Source organism: Paraburkholderia monticola (assembly GCF_001580545.1).
GTDB classification, from domain to species: Bacteria; Pseudomonadota; Gammaproteobacteria; order Burkholderiales; family Burkholderiaceae; genus Paraburkholderia; species Paraburkholderia monticola.
On sequence record NZ_LRBG01000008.1, the window covers coordinates 46,334 to 67,348 of the forward strand.

16 protein-coding genes and 1 tRNA gene are annotated in these 21,015 nt (G+C 63.7%); 6 read left to right on the plus strand and 11 right to left on the minus strand.

Annotation, left to right across the window (positions count from 1 at the left end; all coding sequences use genetic code 11):
* Nucleotides 1–118: 118 nt before the first annotated feature.
* The 4 genes from glmM to CI15_RS11345 form a co-directional block, all read right to left on the minus strand.
* Nucleotides 119–1,477, minus strand: coding sequence for a phosphoglucosamine mutase (gene glmM, locus CI15_RS11330; protein ID WP_062127745.1), 1,359 nt, complete (start codon nucleotides 1,475–1,477; stop codon nucleotides 119–121).
* 29 nt (nucleotides 1,478–1,506) lie between these two features.
* Complete coding sequence (gene folP, locus CI15_RS11335) at nucleotides 1,507–2,406, minus strand: dihydropteroate synthase (RefSeq protein WP_062127961.1); 900 nt, start codon at nucleotides 2,404–2,406, stop codon at nucleotides 1,507–1,509.
* Nucleotides 2,407–2,489: 83 nt separating this feature from the next.
* Nucleotides 2,490–4,379 (minus strand): ATP-dependent zinc metalloprotease FtsH, encoded by a 1,890-nt coding sequence (gene ftsH, locus CI15_RS11340; RefSeq protein WP_062127747.1) that lies wholly within the window; start codon nucleotides 4,377–4,379, stop codon nucleotides 2,490–2,492.
* A gap of 189 nt (nucleotides 4,380–4,568) precedes the next feature.
* On the minus strand, nucleotides 4,569–5,231 hold the full coding sequence (locus tag CI15_RS11345; protein ID WP_062127749.1) for an RlmE family RNA methyltransferase: 663 nt from the start codon (nucleotides 5,229–5,231) through the stop codon (nucleotides 4,569–4,571).
* Nucleotides 5,232–5,420: 189 nt separating this feature from the next.
* Here CI15_RS11345 and CI15_RS11350 point away from each other — a divergent pair, with 189 nt between their 5' ends.
* Nucleotides 5,421–5,951 (plus strand): YhbY family RNA-binding protein, encoded by a 531-nt coding sequence (locus CI15_RS11350; protein ID WP_062127751.1) that lies wholly within the window; start codon nucleotides 5,421–5,423, stop codon nucleotides 5,949–5,951.
* 131 nt (nucleotides 5,952–6,082) lie between these two features.
* Here CI15_RS11350 and CI15_RS11355 read toward each other — a convergent pair whose 3' ends face one another.
* The 7 genes from CI15_RS11355 to gloB all read right to left on the minus strand — a co-directional run bounded on the left by CI15_RS11355 (nucleotide 6,083) and on the right by gloB (nucleotide 16,280).
* A complete protein-coding gene (locus tag CI15_RS11355) occupies nucleotides 6,083–6,592 on the minus strand; it encodes a DUF4149 domain-containing protein (protein WP_174543223.1) in 510 nt (169 codons plus the stop codon).
* A gap of 20 nt (nucleotides 6,593–6,612) precedes the next feature.
* Nucleotides 6,613–7,089 carry a transcription elongation factor GreA gene (gene greA / locus CI15_RS11360; protein ID WP_062127755.1) on the minus strand — a complete coding sequence of 159 codons (477 nt, stop codon included), beginning with the start codon at nucleotides 7,087–7,089 and terminating at the stop codon, nucleotides 6,613–6,615.
* A 153-nt stretch (nucleotides 7,090–7,242) separates the two neighbouring features.
* Nucleotides 7,243–10,497 carry a carbamoyl-phosphate synthase large subunit gene (gene carB, locus CI15_RS11365; protein WP_062127757.1) on the minus strand — a complete coding sequence of 1,085 codons (3,255 nt, stop codon included), beginning with the start codon at nucleotides 10,495–10,497 and terminating at the stop codon, nucleotides 7,243–7,245.
* A 158-nt stretch (nucleotides 10,498–10,655) separates the two neighbouring features.
* Entirely contained in the window at nucleotides 10,656–11,810 is a 1,155-nt protein-coding gene (gene carA, locus CI15_RS11370; RefSeq protein ID WP_062127759.1) for a glutamine-hydrolyzing carbamoyl-phosphate synthase small subunit, read from the minus strand.
* Between the two features lie 327 nt (nucleotides 11,811–12,137).
* Nucleotides 12,138–13,379, minus strand: a complete 1,242-nt coding sequence (locus CI15_RS11375; RefSeq protein ID WP_062127761.1) for an MFS transporter — start codon at nucleotides 13,377–13,379, stop codon at nucleotides 12,138–12,140.
* A 263-nt stretch (nucleotides 13,380–13,642) separates the two neighbouring features.
* Nucleotides 13,643–15,331: a transglycosylase SLT domain-containing protein gene (locus CI15_RS11380; protein ID WP_062127763.1), complete on the minus strand. Its 1,689-nt coding sequence runs from the start codon at nucleotides 15,329–15,331 to the stop codon at nucleotides 13,643–13,645.
* A 157-nt stretch (nucleotides 15,332–15,488) separates the two neighbouring features.
* Nucleotides 15,489–16,280 (minus strand): hydroxyacylglutathione hydrolase, encoded by a 792-nt coding sequence (gene gloB / locus CI15_RS11385; protein ID WP_062127765.1) that lies wholly within the window; start codon nucleotides 16,278–16,280, stop codon nucleotides 15,489–15,491.
* Between the two features lie 18 nt (nucleotides 16,281–16,298).
* Between gloB and CI15_RS11390 the strand changes: the two genes are divergently transcribed.
* The 5 genes from CI15_RS11390 (at nucleotide 16,299) to CI15_RS11410 (ending at nucleotide 20,963) form a co-directional block, all read left to right on the plus strand.
* Nucleotides 16,299–17,180 carry a class I SAM-dependent methyltransferase gene (locus tag CI15_RS11390; RefSeq protein ID WP_062127767.1) on the plus strand — a complete coding sequence of 294 codons (882 nt, stop codon included), beginning with the start codon at nucleotides 16,299–16,301 and terminating at the stop codon, nucleotides 17,178–17,180.
* Nucleotides 17,177–17,623, plus strand: coding sequence for a ribonuclease HI (gene rnhA / locus CI15_RS11395; RefSeq protein WP_062127769.1), 447 nt, complete (start codon nucleotides 17,177–17,179; stop codon nucleotides 17,621–17,623). Before CI15_RS11390 ends, rnhA begins: the two co-directional genes overlap by 4 nt.
* An 80-nt stretch (nucleotides 17,624–17,703) precedes the next feature.
* Nucleotides 17,704–18,438 carry a DNA polymerase III subunit epsilon gene (gene dnaQ, locus CI15_RS11400; RefSeq protein WP_062127771.1) on the plus strand — a complete coding sequence of 245 codons (735 nt, stop codon included), beginning with the start codon at nucleotides 17,704–17,706 and terminating at the stop codon, nucleotides 18,436–18,438.
* Nucleotides 18,439–18,486: 48 nt separating this feature from the next.
* A tRNA-Val gene (locus tag CI15_RS11405) sits at nucleotides 18,487–18,561 on the plus strand.
* 527 nt (nucleotides 18,562–19,088) lie between these two features.
* Nucleotides 19,089–20,963, plus strand: coding sequence for an ABC transporter ATP-binding protein (locus CI15_RS11410; RefSeq protein ID WP_062127773.1), 1,875 nt, complete (start codon nucleotides 19,089–19,091; stop codon nucleotides 20,961–20,963).
* Nucleotides 20,964–21,015 lie beyond the last annotated feature (52 nt).

Consider the following 21,015-nt stretch of genomic DNA (forward strand, 5'->3'; position numbering starts at 1 on the left):
GTGCGGGATGCGCCGGACTTTTGGCGGACGCGGGGTGGGCCTGGCTGCCCTGGGAAGGCAGGCGGCAGCAGGCGGCGGCAGGCGGTCTCCACCGGCCGCCCGCCTACCTCGAAGCCGATCAGGCCGTTGCTTCCCGCACGGCTTCGGCAATCGCTTCCGAATGTTCAAGCGCATCCGCGACGTTCTGCGCCTCGACCATCACGCGCAGGACCGGTTCGGTGCCCGACGCGCGGATCAGCACGCGGCCGCGGCCGTCGAGCGCGCCTTCGGCCTCCTTGATCGCGCGACGGATCGTCTCGCTGCCCTTCCAGTCCGCGCCGGGCTTCATGCGCACGTTGATCAGCTTCTGCGGAAACAGCGTGATGCCATCGAGCAGATCCGCGAGCGATTTGCCGCTGCGCTGCATCGCCGCGAGCACGAGCAGCGCGGACACGATACCGTCGCCAGTCGAATGGCGATCGAGCGACAGAATGTGACCCGAGCCTTCCGCGCCGAGCTGCCAGCCGTGCTCGCGAAGCTGCTCGAGCACATAGCGGTCGCCGACCGCGGCACGCACGAACTTGACGCCGGCGTGCTGCAGCGCGACTTCCACGGCCATGTTGGTCATCAGCGTACCGACCGCTCCTTCCACGTGGCCCGCGGTCGCGATGCGGTCCTTGACCAGCACGTACAACAGTTCGTCGCCATTGAACAGGCGGCCGGACGCGTCGACGACCTGCAGACGGTCGGCGTCGCCATCGAGCGCGATGCCGAGGTCCGCGTGGTTCGCCCGCACCGCGCGAACCAGCGCATCCGGCGCGGTCGCACCGACGCCGTCGTTGATATTGAAGCCGTTCGGCGAGACGCCGATCGGGATCACTTCCGCGCCGAGTTCATGGAACACGTGCGGCGCGACGTCGTACGCGGCGCCATGTGCGCAATCGACGACGAGCTTCATGCCGCGCAGGTCGTACGCGGCCGGGAACGTGCTCTTGCAGAACTCGATGTAGCGGCCAGCCGCGTCGTCGAGACGACGCGCCTTGCCCAGTCGCTCCGAGGCCGCGCACGCGAGCGGCAACTCGAGCTGCTCTTCGATTTGCGCCTCGACGTCGTCCGGCAGCTTGTTGCCGTCGGCCGAAAAGAACTTGATGCCATTGTCGTAGTACGGGTTGTGCGACGCGCTGATCACGACGCCCGCGGCAAGCCGCAGCGCACGCGTCAGATAGGCGATGCCGGGCGTCGGCATCGGGCCGGCCAGCATCACGTCGACGCCGGCCGCCGAAAAGCCCGATTCGAGCGCGGCTTCGAGCATGTAGCCGGACACCCGGGTATCTTTGCCGATCAGCACCGTCGGACGCGTGCCCGTTTTGGCCCAACGATCGGCGCCCGCGAGCACTTTGCCGGCCGCGTAGCCGAGCCGCAACACGAATTCCGGTGTGATCGGACCTTCGCCGACCTTGCCTCGAATGCCGTCCGTTCCGAAGTAACGACGTGCCATATTTGATCTCCCTGTATCTGACTGAGGGTTCAACCGTGCGCGCGGCTCGCCTTGGCCGCGTCGCGTAGGGTTGCCCATACTTTCAATGCATCGACTGTTTGTGCGACGTCGTGTACGCGCAGAATCGCGGCGCCCCGCTCGGCCGCGCACACCGCCGCGGCGATGCTGCCGGCCACGCGCTCTGGCGCGGGGCGCCCCGTCACCGCGCCGATCATCGACTTGCGCGACACACCCGCAAGGATCGGATACGGCGACGCGGCGCGCGGCGCCGTGTCCCGCAGATGCGCGAGCAACGCATAGTTGTGCTCGACGACGGTCTTGCCGAAGCCGAAACCCGGATCGACGCTGATGCGCTCGCGCGCAATCCCCGCCTGCTGCAACGTCGCGACGCGCTCCTCCAGGAACTGGCGCACGTCGCCGACGACGTCGTCATAGTGCGGCTCGCCGACTTGCATGGTCTGCGGTTCACCGAGCATATGCATCACGCAAATGCCGCAGTCGCTGTCGCGCACCGCGTCGATCGCGCCGGGCATGCGGAAACCCCAGATGTCGTTGATCAGGTCGGCGCCCGCATTCAACGCATGACGCATCACTTCCGGCTTGTACGTATCGACCGACAACGGCACGTTCGCGCCGCGCAGTTGTTCGATGAGCGGCAGCACGCGCTCCAGTTCTTCGTCGAGCGGCACCGGCGGCGCGCCTGGACGCGTCGATTCGCCGCCGATGTCGATGATGTCAGCGCCCTCGAGCATCATGCGCTCGGCCTGGCGCAGCGCATCGCCGCGCATCGCGTACAGGCCGCCATCGGAAAAGGAATCGGGTGTGACGTTCAGGATGCCCATGACCAACGGGCGTTCAAACGTCAGCTTGAAGCGGCCGCATTGCAACGGCTCTGGAAGGGGAACGGAAGAAGAATCGACTGTCGACACGTAGCAGTGCTTCACTTGGAACGGATAAATGCAAAACGGGCCGGTGTGTAGCACACCGGCCCGCACTTTCTACTGGTTACCGATCAGGCCGGAGCGGTCGCGCTGCCGGGCTTGACTTCGGTGCCCGGGCTGCCACCCGACGAAGCGTCGCTTGCCGACGGCGGCGAGCTCTTCGGCGAACGCGGCGGACGGCCTGCCATGATGTCGTTGATCTGATCGGCGTCGATCGTCTCCCACTCCATCAGTGCGGCGGTCATCGCTTCGACCTTGTCGCGGTTCTCGTCGAGCAGGCGTCGCGCGAGATTGTACTGCTCGTCCAGCACACGGCGGATTTCCGCGTCGACCTTCTGCTGCGTCGCTTCCGAGATGGTCCGCGTAAAGCCGCGGCCGAACGGCGAAGCATCGTTCTCGTCATCGACATAGACCATCGGTCCAAGCGCGTCCGTCATACCGAAACGGGCGACCATTGCACGGGCCGTCTGCGTCGCCTTGTTGAAGTCGTCCGACGCGCCGGTGCTGATCAGGTTCAGGAACAGCTCTTCCGCGACGCGGCCACCGAACAGGATCGCGAGACGGTCAAGCAAATAGTCCTTCGAGTACGTCTCGTTGTCGTGCTCCGGCAACTGCCACGTGACACCCAACGCACGGCCGCGCGGAATGATCGTGACCTTGTGCACCGGATCGGCCTTCGGCAACAGCTTCGCGATCACCGCGTGACCCGATTCGTGATAGGCGGTAGCACGCTTCGATTCTTCGCGGATCACGGCCGACTTGCGTTCGGGACCCATGAAAATCTTGTCCTTCGCGTCCTCGAAGTCCGTCATTTCGACGATGCGCTTGCCGCGGCGAGCCGCGAACAGTGCTGCTTCGTTCACGAGGTTTGCCAGGTCGGCGCCCGAGAAACCCGGGGTGCCGCGCGCGATCACTGCCGCATCGACGTCGTTCGAGATCGGCACCTTGCGCAGGTGCACCTTCATGATGTGCTCGCGGCCGCGGATATCGGGCAGCCCGACGTAGACCTGGCGGTCGAAACGGCCGGGACGCAAGAGCGCCTTGTCGAGCACGTCCGAACGGTTCGTCGCGGCGATCACGATGACACCCGAGTTCGCCTCGAAACCGTCCATTTCGACGAGCATCTGGTTCAGCGTCTGCTCGCGCTCGTCGTTACCACCGCCCATGCCTGCGCCGCGATGACGACCGACAGCGTCGATTTCGTCGATGAACACGATACACGGCGCGTGCTTCTTGGCCTGCTCGAACATGTCGCGCACACGAGCCGCGCCGACACCGACGAACATTTCCACGAAGTCCGAACCCGAAATGCTGAAGAACGGCACCTTCGCCTCGCCGGCGATGGCACGCGCGAGCAGCGTCTTACCCGTTCCCGGCGGGCCAACGAGCAGCACCCCACGCGGAATACGACCACCGAGCTTCTGGAATTTCTGCGGATCGCGGAGGAAGTCGACGAGTTCCGACACTTCTTCCTTGGCTTCGTCGCAACCGGCGACGTCGGTGAAATTGATTGCGTTGTTGTTCTCGTCGATCAGCCGCGCGCGCGACTTGCCAAACGAGAAGGCCCCGCCTTTGCCGCCCCCCTGCATCTGTCGCATCATGTAGAACCAGAAACCGATGATCAGGATCGTCGGCCCGAGGTAATACAGCACGGACATCAGTGCGTTGGGTTCGTCGTCAGCCTTGCCGCTCACCTGTACGCCGTACTTCATCAGATCGCCGACCATCCAGATGTCGCCCGGCGACACGATCTGGTACTTCTGGCCGTCTGCTGGAGTGACCGTGAGGTTCCGCCCCTGGACAATGACGTTCTTGACTTTGCCGTTCTTCGCGTCGTCCATGAACTGCGAATAGGAAACACCTTCCTGGACACGGGGCTTGTCGAACTGCTTGAACACCGTAAACAGCACCAGTGCGATCACCAGCCACACTGCTGCTTTCGAAAACATATTGTTGTTCAAAGCACCACTCCTTCACTTAGACGGGCGCCTACATTTGCCTTGCGGCACCACGAAAGCATTCTAATCCAGTCCGCAGACCCCTGCCATAACGTTTCGCTACCGCGGAAATAGGGTTGCGGACCGGTTTGACGCCGGTCTCCGACGCATCGGATTCGTTATTGGCAGAGGTAGAACCGGCTTGGCGCCCCCTTATGCGGGACGTTTCAAATGCTTACCCAAAATAAATGTTTCTGACGATTTATCCCGCGACGCCTTAGGCTTGCGAGCCCCCACCACCTTGAACTGGCGTTTAAACTTTTCGACGATCTGACTATAGCCACTGCCGTGAAAGCATTTGACTAAAAGGGCGCCATCCGATTTAAGGTGATTTTGCGCGAATTCGAGCGCGAGGTCACACAAATGCTCGATCCGCGCCGCATCCGCGATCGCCACGCCAGACAGGTTGGGTGCCATATCCGAAATTACAAGGTCTACTTGGCGCGCGCCGACCAATTCTTCGAGTTGCACCAGCACCGAGTCATCGCGGAAATCGCCCTGAATGAAGTGGACGTCGGCCACGGGCTCCATCGGCAGGATGTCGAGCGCGATGATCGTGCCGTCGATACCGCCTTCGCGTTCCGCGTTGCGCTGCGCGCCGCCCGCGAGCTTGTTGCGCGCGTACTGGCTCCAGCTGCCTGGAGTGGAACCCAGATCGACGATCACCTGCCCCGGACGGATCAGCTTGTCCTGCTCGTCGATTTCCTTGAGCTTGTAGGCCGCGCGGGCGCGATAGCCTTCCCGCTGCGCCATTTTGACGTACGGGTCATTGATGTGGTCATGCAGCCACGCGGTATTGAACTTGTTTTTTGCCATTAAAGATTGAACTATTGCTGCGTCGGGTCGCGCTTTAGGGGATAATACGCGGTTAATTCGCGCGGCCCCGCCAAACTGGCGACCATCCGCGATTCTGTTGTTCTGACGCGCGCCCTGTTGAATCAAGCCGCCCGAATCGCTCGGGCGAAAACGCAGGAGCCGCTATTTTAGTCGAGTCTTCCACTTTCCATGCCAGCCCTCAAAGTCTCTTCCGACCAACGCGCCGAGTTGCGCTCCCAGGCACATGCGCTCAAACCGGTGGTGCTCGTCGGCGCCGAAGGCTTGACCGACGCGGTGCTCGCTGAAATCAAGGTGCACCTCGCCGCGCATCAACTGATCAAGATCCGCGTGTTCGGCGACGAGCGCGAGGATCGCATCGCCATCTACGAAGAAATCTGCGACACGTTGAACGCGGCGCCGATCCAGCATATCGGCAAGCTGCTCGTGATCTGGAAGCCCGAATCGGCGCAGCCGGCGGCAAAAACGAAGCGTGGCGCGTTGCCGAGCGCGCGCGAAGCGGCCGCCGAAGAAGCCCGCCCCGCCAAGGGACGCGCGCCGCGCGTCGTCAAGGTCGTCAAGCCGACCGACGTGCCGTTGCGCAAGCCGCGAGCCAAAGCGGTGCTGGTGCGCGGCAATGAACGCGTGACGCAAGGTGGCAACATCAAGCGAGCGAAAAAGCGTCAAACCAGCGCAAAGCGCTCGCATCAGTCGTCGAAGTAACCGAAGACGCGGCCGGGTGTGCGCCGCCGCTTCACGCGGCGCGGCGCCGGCCTCGAGAAAAAAGCTCGAAGCGTCTCGCGAGTGGGCTGCGGTTGGGCCGACCAAATCACGTCGTCAGCCGCACGCGAACCTCAGCCCACCACCTTCCCCGCGACTCCGCGCGCGCCCTCTTCCTCAGCCACCGCGTCTACACGCGCCGGCAGCAGCCACACCAGCGCAAGCCCCAGCAAGCTCTCGACCAGATAGAACAGACTCGACACGCCGTGCAAGATGCCGAAGCGCGTCGCATAAACGGAATGCCCGACGTCGCTGCCCGCCTCGAGCGCGGCAACGCGGATCGCGTTCATGAACGGCTGCAACGCGAAGTATCCAACCAGCACGCATACGAGCATGCCGGCGAGTAGCCAGCGCAAGCGGCGATACGCGCCACTCCCGCGCCGCACGAGCAGATTGGCCAGACCGAGCAGCAAGATGCCACAGACCACGCCAATCACGCCCTGAATACGAAACAGTTGCGCGGCGACAGAACCGGCCGTGCTCCGGTCGAGCGTCGTAAACAACACGGGCGCCACCGCATAGCCGATAGTCAGCAGACTACCGACCCACACCACCGTCAACAGGCGGAAAAAACGATGCGGCATCAGAGACACCGGCGCCATCCTCAGACGTAGCTGACCGCGATGATTTCGTATTCGCGCACACCGCCCGGCGCCTGCACCGACGCGACGTCGCCTTCCGATTTGCCGATCAACGCACGCGCGATCGGCGAGCTGATCGAGATCAGGCCGTGATCGATGTCCGCTTCGTCGTCACCGACGATCTGATATTTGACCGACGCACCCGATTCGAGGTCTTCGAGCTCGAGCGTCGCGCCGAACACCACACGGCCATCCGCTTCGACTTGCGACGGATCGATCACCTGCGCACCCGCAAGCTTCGACTCGATTTCGGCGATGCGGCCTTCGATGAAGCCCTGCTTTTCCTTCGCAGCGTCGTATTCCGCGTTTTCCGACAGATCGCCCTGGGCGCGCGCTTCCGCGATCGAGTTGATCACGGCCGGACGTTCAACCGATTTCAGGCGCTGCAATTCATCGCGCAGCATGTCTGCGCCGCGCTTCGTCAATGGAATAGTGCTCATAAACAACTCTGGAGGCAAAAAACGGCCATAAAAAAAATCACCGCGGTTAAGTGCATTCCGCGAAAGCCGCCGCCCATGGACAGACCCGGGCCGCAGCACCTGCGGAACGCCGCTTAACCGCGGCACTTACATCTTGGACAGGTAGTCGAAGCCTTAGTTTAGGCGAGCATGGAGCCCTTGTAAATCATAGACTTCCAGGTTCTTCAGATAGCGAAGACCCTCCACCGCCGCGCGTGCGCCCGACATCGTCGTGTAGTAGGTGACCTTGTTCGCCTGCGCGCTCATGCGGATCGAACGCGAATCGGCGATCGCCGCGCGCGTTTCGTCGACGGTCGTGAAGACGAGTGCGATCTCGCCGTTCTTGATCATGTCCACGATGTGCGGACGGCCGTCCTTCACCTTGTTGACGACCTTGACCGGCACGCCCGCTGCTTCGATCGCGGCAGCCGTGCCCTTGGTCGCGACGATCGGATAACCGAGTTCGTGCAGCATGCGCGCGACTTCGACCGCCTTCGGCTTGTCGGCGTCCATCACGGTCAGCAGCACCGTGCCCGATTCCGGCAGACGCGAACCCGCCGCGAGCTGCGACTTGAACAGCGCCTCGCCGAACGTCTGGCCGACACCCATCACTTCGCCGGTCGAACGCATTTCAGGTCCGAGCACCGGGTCGACAGCCGGGAACTTGACGAACGGGAACACTGCTTCCTTCACGCTGAAGTACGGCGGTTCGACTTCCTTCGTCACGCCTTGAGCGGCGAGCTTCTGGCCGACCATGGCGCGCGCCGCGATCTTCGCGAGCGGCAGGCTGGTCGCCTTCGACACGTACGGCACCGTGCGCGACGCGCGCGGGTTCACTTCGAGCACGTAGATGATGTCGTCCTTCGAGCCGTCAGCCTGCGGAACCTGCTGGATCGCGAACTGCACGTTCATCAGGCCGACCACGTTCAGTGCCTTCGCCATCGCGGCGGTCTGGCGCTTCAGTTCGGCGACGGTCGCCTTCGACAGCGAATACGGCGGCAACGAACAGGCCGAGTCGCCCGAGTGCACGCCCGCCTGTTCGATGTGCTCCATCACGCCGCCGATGAACACGGCTTCGCCATCCGAAATGCAATCCACGTCGCATTCGATCGCGTCGTTCAGGAAGCGGTCGAGCAGCACCGGCGAATCGTTCGACACTTTGACGGCCTCGCGCATATAGCGTTCGAGGTCACGCGGCTCGTGGACGATTTCCATGGCGCGGCCGCCCAGCACGTACGACGGACGCACCACAAGCGGATAGCCGATTTCGTCGGCGAGCTTCAGCGCTTCGTCTTCGGCGCGCGCGGTGCGGTTCGGCGGCTGACGCAGACCGAGGTCCTGCAGCAGCTTCTGGAAGCGCTCGCGGTCTTCTGCCGCGTCGATCATGTCCGGGGACGTGCCGATGATCGGCACACCGTTCGCTTCGAGATCGAGCGCAAGCTTCAGCGGCGTCTGGCCGCCGTATTGCACGATCACGCCGACCGGCTTTTCCTTGTCGACGATTTCGAGCACGTCTTCGAGCGTCAGCGATTCGAAGTACAGACGGTCGGAGGTGTCGTAATCGGTCGAGACGGTTTCCGGATTGCAGTTGACCATTATCGTTTCATAGCCGTCCTCGCGCATCGCGAGCGCGGCGTGCACGCAGCAGTAGTCGAACTCGATACCCTGGCCGATCCGGTTCGGACCGCCGCCCAGCACCATGATCTTCTTGTTGCTGGTCGGATTCGCTTCGCACTCTTCCTCGTAGGTCGAGTACATGTAAGCAGTCTTCGTCGCGAACTCGGCCGCGCAGGTATCGACGCGCTTGTACACCGGACGCACGTTCAGCTCGATACGACGCGCGCGCACGTCCGCCGGCTTCGCGCCGAGCAGCCTGGCGAGACGCCGATCCGAAAAGCCGCTCTGCTTCAGATACTTCAGCTCTTCCTTCGTGAGGCTCGCAAGCGTGCGGCCGGCCAGCGCCTTTTCCTTCAGCACGATCTGCTCGATCTGCGCGAGGAACCACGGGTCGATCGCGGTTTCTTCGAAGATTTCCTGCGCGCTCATGCCGACGCGGAACGCATCGCCCACATACCAGATACGATCCGGACCGGCTTCGCCGATCTCGCGGATGATCTCGTCGCGACTCGTGGTCTTCTCGTCGAGACCGTCGACGCCGACTTCGAGGCCGCGCAGCGCTTTCTGGAACGACTCCTGGAACGTGCGGCCGATCGCCATCACCTCGCCGACCGACTTCATCTGCGTGGTCAGGCGCGCATCGGCTTCGCGGAATTTCTCGAACGCGAAGCGCGGGATCTTGGTGACGACGTAGTCGATCGTCGGTTCGAACGACGCCGGGGTCTGGCCGCCGGTGATTTCGTTCTTCAGTTCGTCCAGCGTGTAGCCGACCGCCAGCTTCGCCGCGACCTTCGCGATCGGGAAGCCGGTGGCCTTCGACGCCAGCGCCGACGAACGCGACACACGCGGGTTCATTTCGATCACGATCATCCGGCCGTCTTTCGGATTGATCGAGAACTGCACGTTCGAGCCGCCCGTGTCGACGCCGATCTCGCGCAGCACCGCGAGCGACGCGTTACGCAGGATCTGGTATTCCTTGTCGGTCAGCGTCTGCGCCGGCGCGACCGTGATCGAGTCGCCGGTGTGGATGCCCATCGGGTCGAGGTTTTCAATCGAGCAGACGATGATGCAGTTGTCCGCCTTGTCGCGGACCACTTCCATCTCATACTCTTTCCAGCCGAGCAGCGACTCTTCGATCAGCAGTTCGCGCGTCGGCGACAGGTCGAGACCGCGCTTGCAGATCTCTTCGAACTCGTCGCGGTTGTACGCGATGCCACCGCCCGAGCCGCCCAGCGTGAACGACGGACGGATCACGACCGGATAGCCGCCGCTGCCGGTTTCCCCGGCGATCTTGGCCTGCACCTGCAGCGCTTCTTCCATCGAATGCGCGGTGCCCGACTTGGCCGAACCGAGGCCGATCTTGGTCATCGCGTCCTTGAACTTCTGGCGGTCTTCCGCCTTGTCGATCGCTTCCGGCGATGCGCCGATCAGCTCGACGTCGTATTTCGCCAGCACGCCGTGCGCGTGCAGATCGAGCGCGCAGTTCAGCGCGGTCTGGCCGCCCATCGTAGGCAGGATCGCGTCCGGGCGCTCCTTCGCGATGATGCGCTCGACCACTTCCCACGTGATCGGCTCGATGTAGGTCACGTCGGCCGTGTTCGGGTCGGTCATGATCGTCGCCGGATTGCTGTTGACGAGAATGACCTTGTAGCCTTCCTCACGCAGCGCCTTGCATGCCTGCGCGCCCGAATAATCGAACTCGCACGCCTGGCCGATGATGATCGGACCCGCGCCGATGATGAGGATGCTCTTGATGTCTGTCCGCTTGGGCATAACGCTCTCGCTAATGTATTCCTGAATTCTTTCCGTCGGCGCGCGCCGTTTTCACGTTGCGCGCGCTGTTTCGCGGCACACCCGCCGACTCGTGCCGCGGGTTGCCGCGGCCGCCGCGAGCCGTGTCCGGCTGGCTGTGGCGGCCGGCCGTCACTGCTTCAAGCCGCTGCGTTCTTGCCGTTCTTGTGCGCGTCCATCAACGCGGTAAAGCGGTCGAACAGGTACGCGACGTCGTTCGGACCGGGCGATGCTTCCGGGTGGCCCTGGAAACAGAACGCCGGCTTGTCGGTCAGCGCGAAGCCCTGCAGCGTGCCGTCGAACAGCGACACGTGGGTCACGCGCGCGTTGGCGGGCAGCGTGGCGGCATCGACCGCGAAACCGTGGTTCTGCGACGTGATCACGACGCGGCCGTCTTCGAGATCCTTGACCGGGTGGTTCGCGCCGTGGTGGCCGGTCTTCATCTTCATCGTCTTCGCGCCGACCGCGAGGCCCATGATCTGGTGGCCGAGGCAAATGCCGAAGGTCGGGATGCCACGCTCGATGAACTGCTTCGTCGCCGCGATCGCGTAGTCGCACGGTTCCGGGTCGCCGGGGCCGTTCGACAGGAACACGCCATCCGGATTGAGCGCGAGTGCGTCAGCGGCGCTCGACTGCGCCGGCAGCACGGTGACGTGGCAGCCGCGCTCGGCCAGCATGCGCAGGATGTTCTGCTTGACGCCGTAGTCGAATGCGACCACGCGGTACTTCGGCGCCTTCTGCTCGCCGTAGCCGCTGCCCAGACGCCATTCGGTTCGGGTCCACTCGTAGGTTTCCTGCGTCGATACGACCTTCGCGAGGTCCATGCCGGCGAGGCCCGGGAACGAGCGCGCGAGCTCGATGGCGCGGGCTTCGTCGTCCGAACCGGCGAGGATCGCGCCGTTTTGCGCGCCCTTGTCGCGCAGCACGCGGGTCAGCTTGCGGGTGTCGATGCCGGCGATGGCGACCACGCCTTCGTCCTGCAGGTATTGCGGGAGCGTGCGCTCCATGCGGAAGTTCGACGCGAGAACCGGCAGATCACGGATGATCAGGCCGGCGGCATGGACTTTCGTCGCTTCGACGTCTTCGGCGTTCACGCCGACGTTGCCGATATGCGGGTACGTGAGGGTCACGATCTGGCGCGCGTAACTCGGGTCAGTCAGGATTTCCTGATAGCCGGTGATGGCAGTGTTGAACACCACTTCACCGATGGTATGCCCGGGGGCGCCGATCGAATAACCACGAAAGACCGTGCCGTCGGCGAGCGCGAGTAGAGCGGGAGAAAATGACGGCAACACGGGAGACTCCTTGGGGGAACACCCTGTTGCCACCTGTCTATCCGATTTCGAGCCGCAGCGAAACACATCCTGGATGCGCGCGCAGACTCGCTCGCGAGCTGCCGGTGACGCTGCAAGGGGCGCGATGGGTCCATTGTGTGGACGACTCGGCTGGGTGCGGGGCCCTTCTTGCTACGCCAATGGCGCGCGGCGGATGAACGGTATGGGGGAGGTAGGCGCTAGGGTGCGGGTTGATAAGCTCAAACCTTGAAATTATAGCCTGAATCCACCCTTCCCTCCAAATCCGAGATAGGCCGCGAAACTGGGACGGCACGCCGGTCAGGCCGCTCAGGCCTCCTGTTCGGCGCCCATTTCGGCCGATCTGGCGAGCCGGCGCCCAGGCAGCACATACCAGATCGCGCTTAGCACCTGCAGCGCGACGAGGATTTCCCACGCGGTCACATGCGCGAGCGCCGGGTAATGGCCGTCGCTCGCCGGCCAGTGCGACAGCACCGCGCCGACGCCAATCTGAAAGCCGAAGATCAGCAGAAAAATGATCAGCGTCAGCGTCGTGTTGACCCGGCCGATCATCTGCGGCGGGAAATGCCGCGCCATCACCGCGTAGCTCAGAATGCCGGTGCCCCCGAAGATCCCGTAGGCGGCCCACAACAGACTCGCCGGCAGCGGCGCCTGGAACATGATCAGCAACTGCGTGAGCACGTAGAGCGCCATGCCAATGCCGCAGAACGCATACAGCGAGATGCCGCGCCTCTCGAGACTGCGCGCCGCCGCGCCGAAGCCGACGCAGCCGGCCATCATCGCAAAGCCGAGAATCGACACGAGCGCCGCCGCCCGATGCGGCTCGAAACCCTGCACGTCGCGCAACCATGCTCCGACCCACAACGACTGCATCGCGTAAAAAACGCCTTGCGTCACGACCGAGAACGACGCGATCTTCCAGAACACCGGGCTGCGCAGGATGTGCCAGGTGCCCTTGAACTGCGCGACGAGGCTCGCCCGACCGTGCGTTTCGCGCGCGTCCGGCGCGAGCGTCCATTGGGCGAGCGCAACCGCCACCGTCAGCACGCCGAGCCCGACGCATACCGCGCGCCAGCTCGAGAAACCGAGCACCCACGTGAGCGGCGAGCCGACCATCACACCGCCGAAGCCGCCGATCGCCATGACGAGCCCATTCATCAGCGGCAGACGCGCAACAGGAAAATGCTGCGCGAGCGCCTTGAAGGCGGCGCCGAGACACACGGACACGCCAACGCCGATCAGCAGCCGCCCGACCATCATGATGCCGAGACTGTGTGCGGCGCCGAATACCCAGATGCCGAGCGCGGCAAACAGCAACGTGACTGCCGTCACGCGACGTGCGCCGAAGTGGTCGAGCAGCACGCCGGCGGGGATCTGCGCGCCGGCGAAACCCAGGAAATACAGGCTGGTCAGCACACCCAGATCTGCGGCGGACAAGCCGAGATCGCGCGTGATGAACGGCGCGAAGCCGAGATTGACGCCCCGAAACACGTAGGAGACGAAGTAGCCGGCGGAAAAAAGCAGAAAGACGCGCAGTTGGGTCGACGACATGAATCGGGAAGCAAGCCTGGAAATAACCTCGAAGTCTGATTCGAGATTCGAACGAATCAGAACAGAAACGGCACGCAACCGCCAGCGGTGCCAAAGCACGAACAATAAAGTAAATACGGCAAATTCGCAGGAATCGTCTGCACAATGAAAAACGCCGTCACCCTGAGGTGACGGCGTTACATGAACACGGTGCGTGATCGGAGCGCAATCCATGCGCTGCCCCCGCAACGCATGTGGTCACTACCGTGGGAGCCGCTATTGGTCTATTTACCCTTCTTCTTCGCGTTGGCCGCGGTCTTCGGGCGGCTCTCTGCCGCGGCCTTCGACGCCTTGCCGGGCACAGAGGCCGAGACTTTCTCGACCTTGCCCTTGCTAGCAACGGGCGCCGCCGGCTTGTCACTCTTGCCGTTCGGCTCGGACACCTTGACGATGGCAGAGTGGCCGCGCCCTTTCTTCTTATCGTAACGCGAATCGCTGTGCGTGTCTGCGACATGGACGCCGATCTTCTGCACACTGCCGCCCTGCACATCGGCGGCGATCTTCTCCGGTCCCGGCTCACTCGGAATTGCCTTGCCCACCGGCACGTGCAGCACGATCACCTGGCCGCGCGAAACCTGATCGCGATGCGTCTTGTTCCACGCCTTCAACTGACCGACCGACACGCCGTAGCGCAGCGCGATCGCGGCCATCGACTGATTGCGGCGCACTCGGATCAGCATCTTGCGCGTGTCGGGAACGTCGGGCTCCATCGCCAGCACCGCACTTTCGGCGACGTCGGCGCTGATGTCCTCGTCGTCGTCCGTGCCACGCGGCACGACGATCGTCGAGCCCGGCTTCAGGCGCATGCCGACTGGAATCTTGTTCACTTCCATCAACGTGTCGGCGTCGACGCCGATTTTCTGCGCGATCGCAGCCGGCGTCGCGCGTGAGTCGACCGTGTAGGTGGTCCACGACGACAGCGAGCCCGAGTACGTTTTCAGATTGCGCTCGAACGCGGACGCGTTGTCGAACGGCAACAGAATCTGTGGCTGCGTCGCGCCGAGAATCACCGGCTTCCTGAACGACGGGTTCAGCGAGCGGAATTCATCCGTCGACATATTGGCGAGCCGCGCGGCGACATCGACGTCGATGTCATGCGACGTCGTGACCGTCACGAAATACGGGTGGTTCGGAATCGCCGGCAGCGTGAGCCCATACATCTGCGGGTTCATCACGAGGTTCTTGACCGCCTGCAGCTTCGGCACGTAGTTGCGCGTCTCGTTCGGCATGCGCAGGCTCATGTAGTCGGTCGGCAGACCCGCGGCTTCGTTGCGCGCGATCGCGCGCTGCACGTTGCCCTCGCCCCAGTTATATGCGGCGAGCGCGAGCTGCCAGTCGCCGAACATGTCGTGCAGATTCGACAGATAGTCGAGCGCGGCGCTCGTCGATGCGAGCACGTCGCGGCGCTCGTCCTGCCACATGTTCTGCTTCAGGTTGTAGGTGCGCCCCGTGCCCGGCATGAACTGCCACATACCCGCCGCCTTCGCGACCGACAACGCCTGCGGGCTATACGCGGACTCGATGAACGGCAGCAACGCGAGCTCGGTCGGCATATGGCGCGCCTCGAGCTCCTCGACGATGTGATACAGGTATTTCTGCGAGCGCTCGGTCATGCGCTGCACGTAATCGGGACGCTGCAGATACCAGTTCAGCTGCATGTCGACGAGGTCGCTCTGCAGGTCCGGCATCTGGAAGCCACGGCGAATGCGTCCCCACAGATCGGCGTCCTGGCTCGTCAACTGATTGACGGAGCCCTGATCGACATTGATGGTTTCTTTAGCGGTGGCGTTCTTGCGAAGGGCGTCGGCTACTGCTTGCTGGCTGGCAGGGTTATTGGCGTTATTCGTCATCGGTCCCTGGCTCGCGCAGGCGGCGAGTGTCAGGACCAATAACGCACTTAAGATAAATCGCATGAACGTCTCGGCTTCCACAAGGGCTGGAATTTGCAGCCGATAGTACGAAACGTCAACGTTTCCGTCAATTGGAAAATTGAGAAAAAAATCAACCAAATCTGGGGCTTGGCGAATTTTTCCGATTCATCGCGTGAAGAACCGCCGAATGCGCTCCGGATCAACGAAAACGATTCTTCCATTCGCGCATCAATGTGAAGGCCGTCAGCCGATCAGACACCGTTTCGTGCAATTGTGCTTCGAGGTTCGACTGCACCGCCGGCTCGCCAGCGCGCAGGAATGGATTCACCGCGCGCTCGTGTGCAATCGTGGTCGGCAGCGTGGGCTGATGGCGCGCGCGCAGCTCGCTCGCCTTGTCGCGCCACGCCTGCAGCTCGGCGTTGTGCGGCTCGCAAGCGAGCGCGAAGCGGATGTTCGACAACGTGTATTCGTGCGCGCAATGCACTTCGGTCGCGCCTGGCAAAGCGGCGAGCGCATCGAGCGAATTCAGCATCTGCTGTGGCGTGCCTTCGAAAAGCCGCCCGCAGCCGCACGCAAACAGCGTGTCGCCGCAAAACACGTGTGGCGTGCCGCGCGAATCGGCCGCCTGGAAATAGGCGATATGTCCGCTCGTGTGACCGGGCACGTCGAGCACGCTGAATTCGAGCGCGGGAGCGGCGATCGTCACGTGATCGCCGTTTTCGAGACGGTGCGTCAGATGCGCTATCGCTTCGCCGGCGGGGCCGTAGACCGGCACGTCCTGGCCGTTCAGCAGATCGGCCACCCCACCGACGTGGTCTTGATGATGGTGCGTGAGTAAAATAGCGCTCAGCCGCCAGCCTCGTTGGGCCAGACAGGCGCGCACAGGGGCGGCTTCGCCCGGATCGACGACGACCGCGTGGTGTCCGTCGGCAATGACCCAGATGTAATTGTCTTCAAACGCCGGGACCGGTACGTACTCGAGCGCATTCATAGGCGACGCATTTTTAATATGACTGACCGAGCGATTATAGACTGGCCCGCGTGGACCGATTCACCGCCCGGCCGCTACGTGCTCGACTGGGAGCAAACCCAGCTCGATCGCGTGGTGTCGGACGTGTTCGGCTATCATGCGCTGCAACTCGGCCTGCCACAGCTCGATGCGCTGCGCGAAAACCGCATGCCGTGCCGCGGCCTCGTGCTCGACGCGGCGAGCGGCGCGAGCAGTCCGTACACGTATCCACGGGCGGCGCGCCGTGGCGTCGTGAGCGGCATCAGCGGCGCGGGCAACGTTAGCGGCGACAATCCCGTCAACGCGGCACCAGTCGCTCCCGGTCTGCACGCGCCGCCCGGGCGCAGCGCGGTCTGGTGCGACCTGCTCGATCTGCCGTTCGAAGCGCAAAGCGTCGACCTGCTCGTGATGCCGCACACGCTCGAATTCACCAGTGACCCGCACCGGTTGTTGCGTGAAGCCGAACGCGTGCTGGTGCCAGAGGGCCAGTTGATCATTCTCGGCTTCAACTCGTTGTCGCTGTGGGGCGCGCGGCAGTCGGTCGGCAAGATGACGGGACGCCCGTTCGTGCCCTCCGCCGTCGACCTGATCGCGTTCACGCGTCTGAAGGACTGGATCAAGCTGCTCGGCTTCGACCTTGAACGCGGGCGTTTCGGCTGCTATCGTCCGCCGCTCGCGAGCGAGCAATGGCTGGCTCGTTATGGCTTCATGGAAGCCGCCGGCGACCGCTGGTGGCCGATTTTCGGCGCCACCTACATGATCAAGGCGATCAAGCGCGTGCCCGGCATGCGCCTCGTCGGGCCGCTCAAAGTGAAAAAGCCCGTACTCGCGACGGGCCTCGCGCCCGCCGCCACCCCGAACACACGTAACCACACCGAATGACTCCTGATCACATCGACATCTATACCGACGGCGCCTGCAAGGGCAATCCCGGCCCTGGCGGCTGGGGCGCGTTGCTGCGCTTCGGCAGCCAGGAAAAAGAACTGTTCGGCGGCGAGGCCAACACGACCAACAATCGCATGGAGTTGATGGGCGTGATTTCCGCGCTCGAGGCGTTGAAGCGTCCATGCAAGGCGATCGTGCACACCGACTCGCAGTACGTGCAGAAAGGCATCAGCGAGTGGATTCACGGCTGGAAGAAAAAAGGCTGGATCACCGCGGCAAAGCAGCCAGTCAAGAATGCCGACCTGTGGAAGCGGCTCGATGCGCTCGTCGCGCAACACGAGATCGAATGGCGCTGGGTGCGCGGACACAACGGACACCCGGAAAACGAGCGCGCCGATCAGCTCGCCAATCGCGGCGTGGCGTCGCTCGCCGAGATGTAAAGAGACTGCGCGCGTCGGCAACGACGTGCACCGCCCTCTCCGCTTTTTTCTGCAATTTTTTCGAAGCAGGCTAATCCGATATGCGTCAACTGATCCTCGACACCGAAACTACCGGCCTGAACGCCCGCGGCGGCGACCGGATTCTCGAACTCGGTTGCGTCGAGCTGGTGAACCGCCGGCTGACCGGCAACAACCTGCACTTCTACATCAACCCGGAGCGCGACAGCGATCCTGGCGCGCTCGCGGTGCACGGCCTGACCACCGAATTTTTGAGCGACAAGCCGAAGTTCGCCGAGATCGTCGACCCATTGCGCGACTTCATCGCGGGCGCCGACCTGATCATCCACAACGCGCCGTTCGACATCGGCTTTCTCGACGCCGAGTTCGCGCTGCTCGGCCTGCCGCCGGTGAGCACCCACTGCGGCGAGATCATCGACACGCTCGCGCAAGCCAAGCAGATGTTCCCCGGCAAGCGCAATTCGCTCGACGCGCTGTGCGATCGCTTCGGCATCAGCAACGCACACCGTACGCTGCACGGCGCGCTGCTCGACTCGGAACTGCTCGCCGAGGTCTATCTGGCGATGACGCGCGGCCAGGAAAGCCTCGTCATCGACATGCTCGGCGAAGCGCAGGCCGGCGGCGATACGCATGCGCCGCGCGTCGCGCTCGACTCGCTGGAACTGATCGTTCTCGCCGCCAGCGACGACGAGAACGCCGCCCACGAAGCAGTGCTCGACGGTCTCGACAAGGAGGTCAAAGGCGCGAGCGTATGGCGCCTCGAACCCGCACCCGCCGCCGATGAGCAAACTACTTAAAAAAGACTAGACGAACCCTAAAATCCCTGACATAATCTCAATCTCTTCGGGTGGTTAGCTCAGCGGTAGAGCACTGCCTTCACACGGCAGGGGTCACTGGTTCGATCCCAGTACTACCCACCAGATTCTTGGTGTGTCGATCACCGAAGACAAAAGGGCTTACGCAGCAAGGCGTAAGCCCTTTTTCTATTTGCCGGCAGTACGTCGAGTGCGTCATTGGCAGGTACCGCCGGTTGAAGAACCACGTCGTTCCGTAGGTTGGCGAGCGCCCCGCCCTGTTGATATATTCGACGCTCGGGCATTCGCCCGGTCCGGCATCGTCCGGCTTCTTCATCTTGAACCATCACAGGGAGGCGCCACATGTTCGCAGTGCATCGCGCGCTTCCTCGCATGGTCTCGCGACCGTTGGCCCGTCCGCCACGACCGGTGCGACCAGCGCGACCATAAAGGTCGCAGCGTCGTCGCCGATGCGGGGCCGCCTCGACAGGCGCGTCGCATCCATTCCAGACAGTCCGTTGTTCCGTTGCCGTTGTCTGCCGTCGTTTTTTTTCGCGCGCTTTCCGTGCGCATTCCGGCATCCGCTGGCTGTCTGCCCTTTTCGCTTCTGACTGGAACCTCGGCGCGCTCACGCGTCGCCGGGTCGAAAGCAAATGGCCAATAGAAAATTCGACTTTCGCGGGCAAGCCTTCAAGGATGTCCTCGGCTTCACCTTCCGTCACTGGGCGCAACAGCCGTGGCGCATCGTCGTGATCGCGGCGCTTGCGCTGTTCACGGCGGGCGCGGACATCCTGACGCCCGTCTTCGCCGGACGCCTAGTCGACGCGATCGCGGCCGGCCCGGCCTCGTCAGCGCCCGTCTGGCATCGCGCGCTCGAAGCCTTCGGCGTGCTCGCCGCGCTCGGCCTCACCGCGACGCTGCTGCGCCAGGGCGTCTACTTCAACATCATCCGCTTCACGCTGAAGATGATGAGCGAGATCGCCGCGCGCGCGTTTCATCGCGTGCAGCGCTTTTCGACCGATTGGCACGCGAACAGCTTCGCCGGCTCGACCGTGCGCAAGATCACCCGCGGCATGTGGGCGCTCGATCTGCTCAACGACACGCTGCTGATCGCGCTACTGCCGTCGCTCGCGATGCTGGTCGGCGCCACCGTGCTGCTCGGCTGGCGCTGGCCGATGATGGGCATCGTCGTCGGCATCGGCTCCCTGCTGTATATCGGCGTGACCGTGACGGTCTCGCTCGGCTTTGTCGCGCCGTCCGCGCGTCTCGCGAACGCGTGGGACACGCGCATGGGCGGCGCGCTGGCCGACGCGGTCAGCTGCAACGGCGTCGTCAAGGCGTTCGGCGCGGAAGCGCGCGAGGAAGCACGTCTCGGGCACGTGATCGGTAAATGGCGGCAACGCACGCGCCGCACCTGGGTGCGCGGCACGCTCAACGGCGGCCTCCAGGGCGGCATGCTGGCCGCGATCCAGGCCGCGATTCTCGGCGTGGCGCTGCTGCTGTGGGCGCGCGGCGAAGCGAGCGTCGGCGACATCACCTTCGCGCTGACCATGTTCTTCATGCTGCAAGGCTACCTGCGCGACATCGGCATGCACATTCGCAACCTGCAGCGCTCGGTCAACGACATGGAGGAACTGGTGTCGCTGGAGAGCCAGCCGCTCGGCATCGAGGATCGTCCCGGCGCCGGCCCGATCGCGATCCGCAACGGCGAAATCCGCTTCGAGCACGTGTCGTTTCACTATGGCGCGCACAGCCGGCCGCTCTACGACGACTTTTCCGTGCGCATCGCGCCGGGCGAGCGCGTCGGGCTGGTCGGTCATTCGGGCTCCGGCAAGACGACCTTCATCAAACTGATCCAGCGCCTTCACGACATTTCGGGCGGGCGGATTACGATCGACGGTCAGGACATCGCGCAAGTCCAGCAGACGTCGCTGCGCAGCCAGATCGCGATCGTCCAGCAGGAGCCGGTGCTGTTTCACCGCTCGCTTGCCGAGAACATCGCGTACGCGCGGCCCGGCGCGAGCCGCGCCGACATCGAGCGGGCCGCGCGGCTCGCGAGCGCGCACGACTTCATCGCGGCGCTGCCGAACGGATACGACACGCTGGTCGGCGAACGCGGGATCAAACTATCGGGCGGCGAGCGTCAACGCGTCGCGATCGCGCGGGCCTTTCTCGCCGACGCGCCGATCCTGATTCTCGATGAAGCCACCTCGAGCCTCGACAGCGAAAGCGAGGTACTGATCCAGCGCGCGATGGAGCGGTTGATGCAAGGCCGCACGACGCTGGTGGTCGCGCATCGGCTGTCGACGGTGCGCGCGCTCGATCGGCTGCTGGTGCTGGACAAGGGCAAGGTGATCGAGGAAGGCAGCCACGAGGCATTGATCAAACGCGACAACGGTTTGTACCGGCGCCTGTTCGAGCGTCAGGCCCTGGAGTTGATCAAGGGGCTCGGCGAGTCGGAGCTTGCGCGCGGGACGTCGGAGCTCAAGGCTGACCGGGTCGACGATTCCGGCTTGCTGGTTGACTAGTGCGACGAGGGGACTGGAGGGCTAGCCCCCCCAGCTCCCCAAAAACGGATGG

Bases quoted from the DNA above. Each gene is read 5' to 3' on its own strand.
- glmM (WP_062127745.1), bottom strand. From the start codon at position 1,477: ATGGCACGTCGTTACTTCGGAACGGACGGCATTCGAGGCAAGGTCGGC.
- CI15_RS11345 (WP_062127749.1), bottom strand. From the start codon at position 5,231: ATGGCAAAAAACAAGTTCAATACCGCGTGGCTGCATGACCACATCAAT.
- CI15_RS11350 (WP_062127751.1), top strand. From the start codon at position 5,421: ATGCCAGCCCTCAAAGTCTCTTCCGACCAACGCGCCGAGTTGCGCTCC.
- CI15_RS11355 (WP_174543223.1), bottom strand. From the start codon at position 6,592: ATGCCGCATCGTTTTTTCCGCCTGTTGACGGTGGTGTGGGTCGGTAGT.
- greA (WP_062127755.1), bottom strand. From the start codon at position 7,089: ATGAGCACTATTCCATTGACGAAGCGCGGCGCAGACATGCTGCGCGAT.
- carB (WP_062127757.1), bottom strand. From the start codon at position 10,497: ATGCCCAAGCGGACAGACATCAAGAGCATCCTCATCATCGGCGCGGGT.
- CI15_RS11375 (WP_062127761.1), bottom strand. From the start codon at position 13,379: ATGTCGTCGACCCAACTGCGCGTCTTTCTGCTTTTTTCCGCCGGCTAC.
- CI15_RS11380 (WP_062127763.1), bottom strand. From the start codon at position 15,331: ATGCGATTTATCTTAAGTGCGTTATTGGTCCTGACACTCGCCGCCTGC.
- gloB (WP_062127765.1), bottom strand. From the start codon at position 16,280: ATGAATGCGCTCGAGTACGTACCGGTCCCGGCGTTTGAAGACAATTAC.
- CI15_RS11390 (WP_062127767.1), top strand. From the start codon at position 16,299: ATGACTGACCGAGCGATTATAGACTGGCCCGCGTGGACCGATTCACCG.
- rnhA (WP_062127769.1), top strand. From the start codon at position 17,177: ATGACTCCTGATCACATCGACATCTATACCGACGGCGCCTGCAAGGGC.
- dnaQ (WP_062127771.1), top strand. From the start codon at position 17,704: ATGCGTCAACTGATCCTCGACACCGAAACTACCGGCCTGAACGCCCGC.
- CI15_RS11410 (WP_062127773.1), top strand. From the start codon at position 19,089: ATGGCCAATAGAAAATTCGACTTTCGCGGGCAAGCCTTCAAGGATGTC.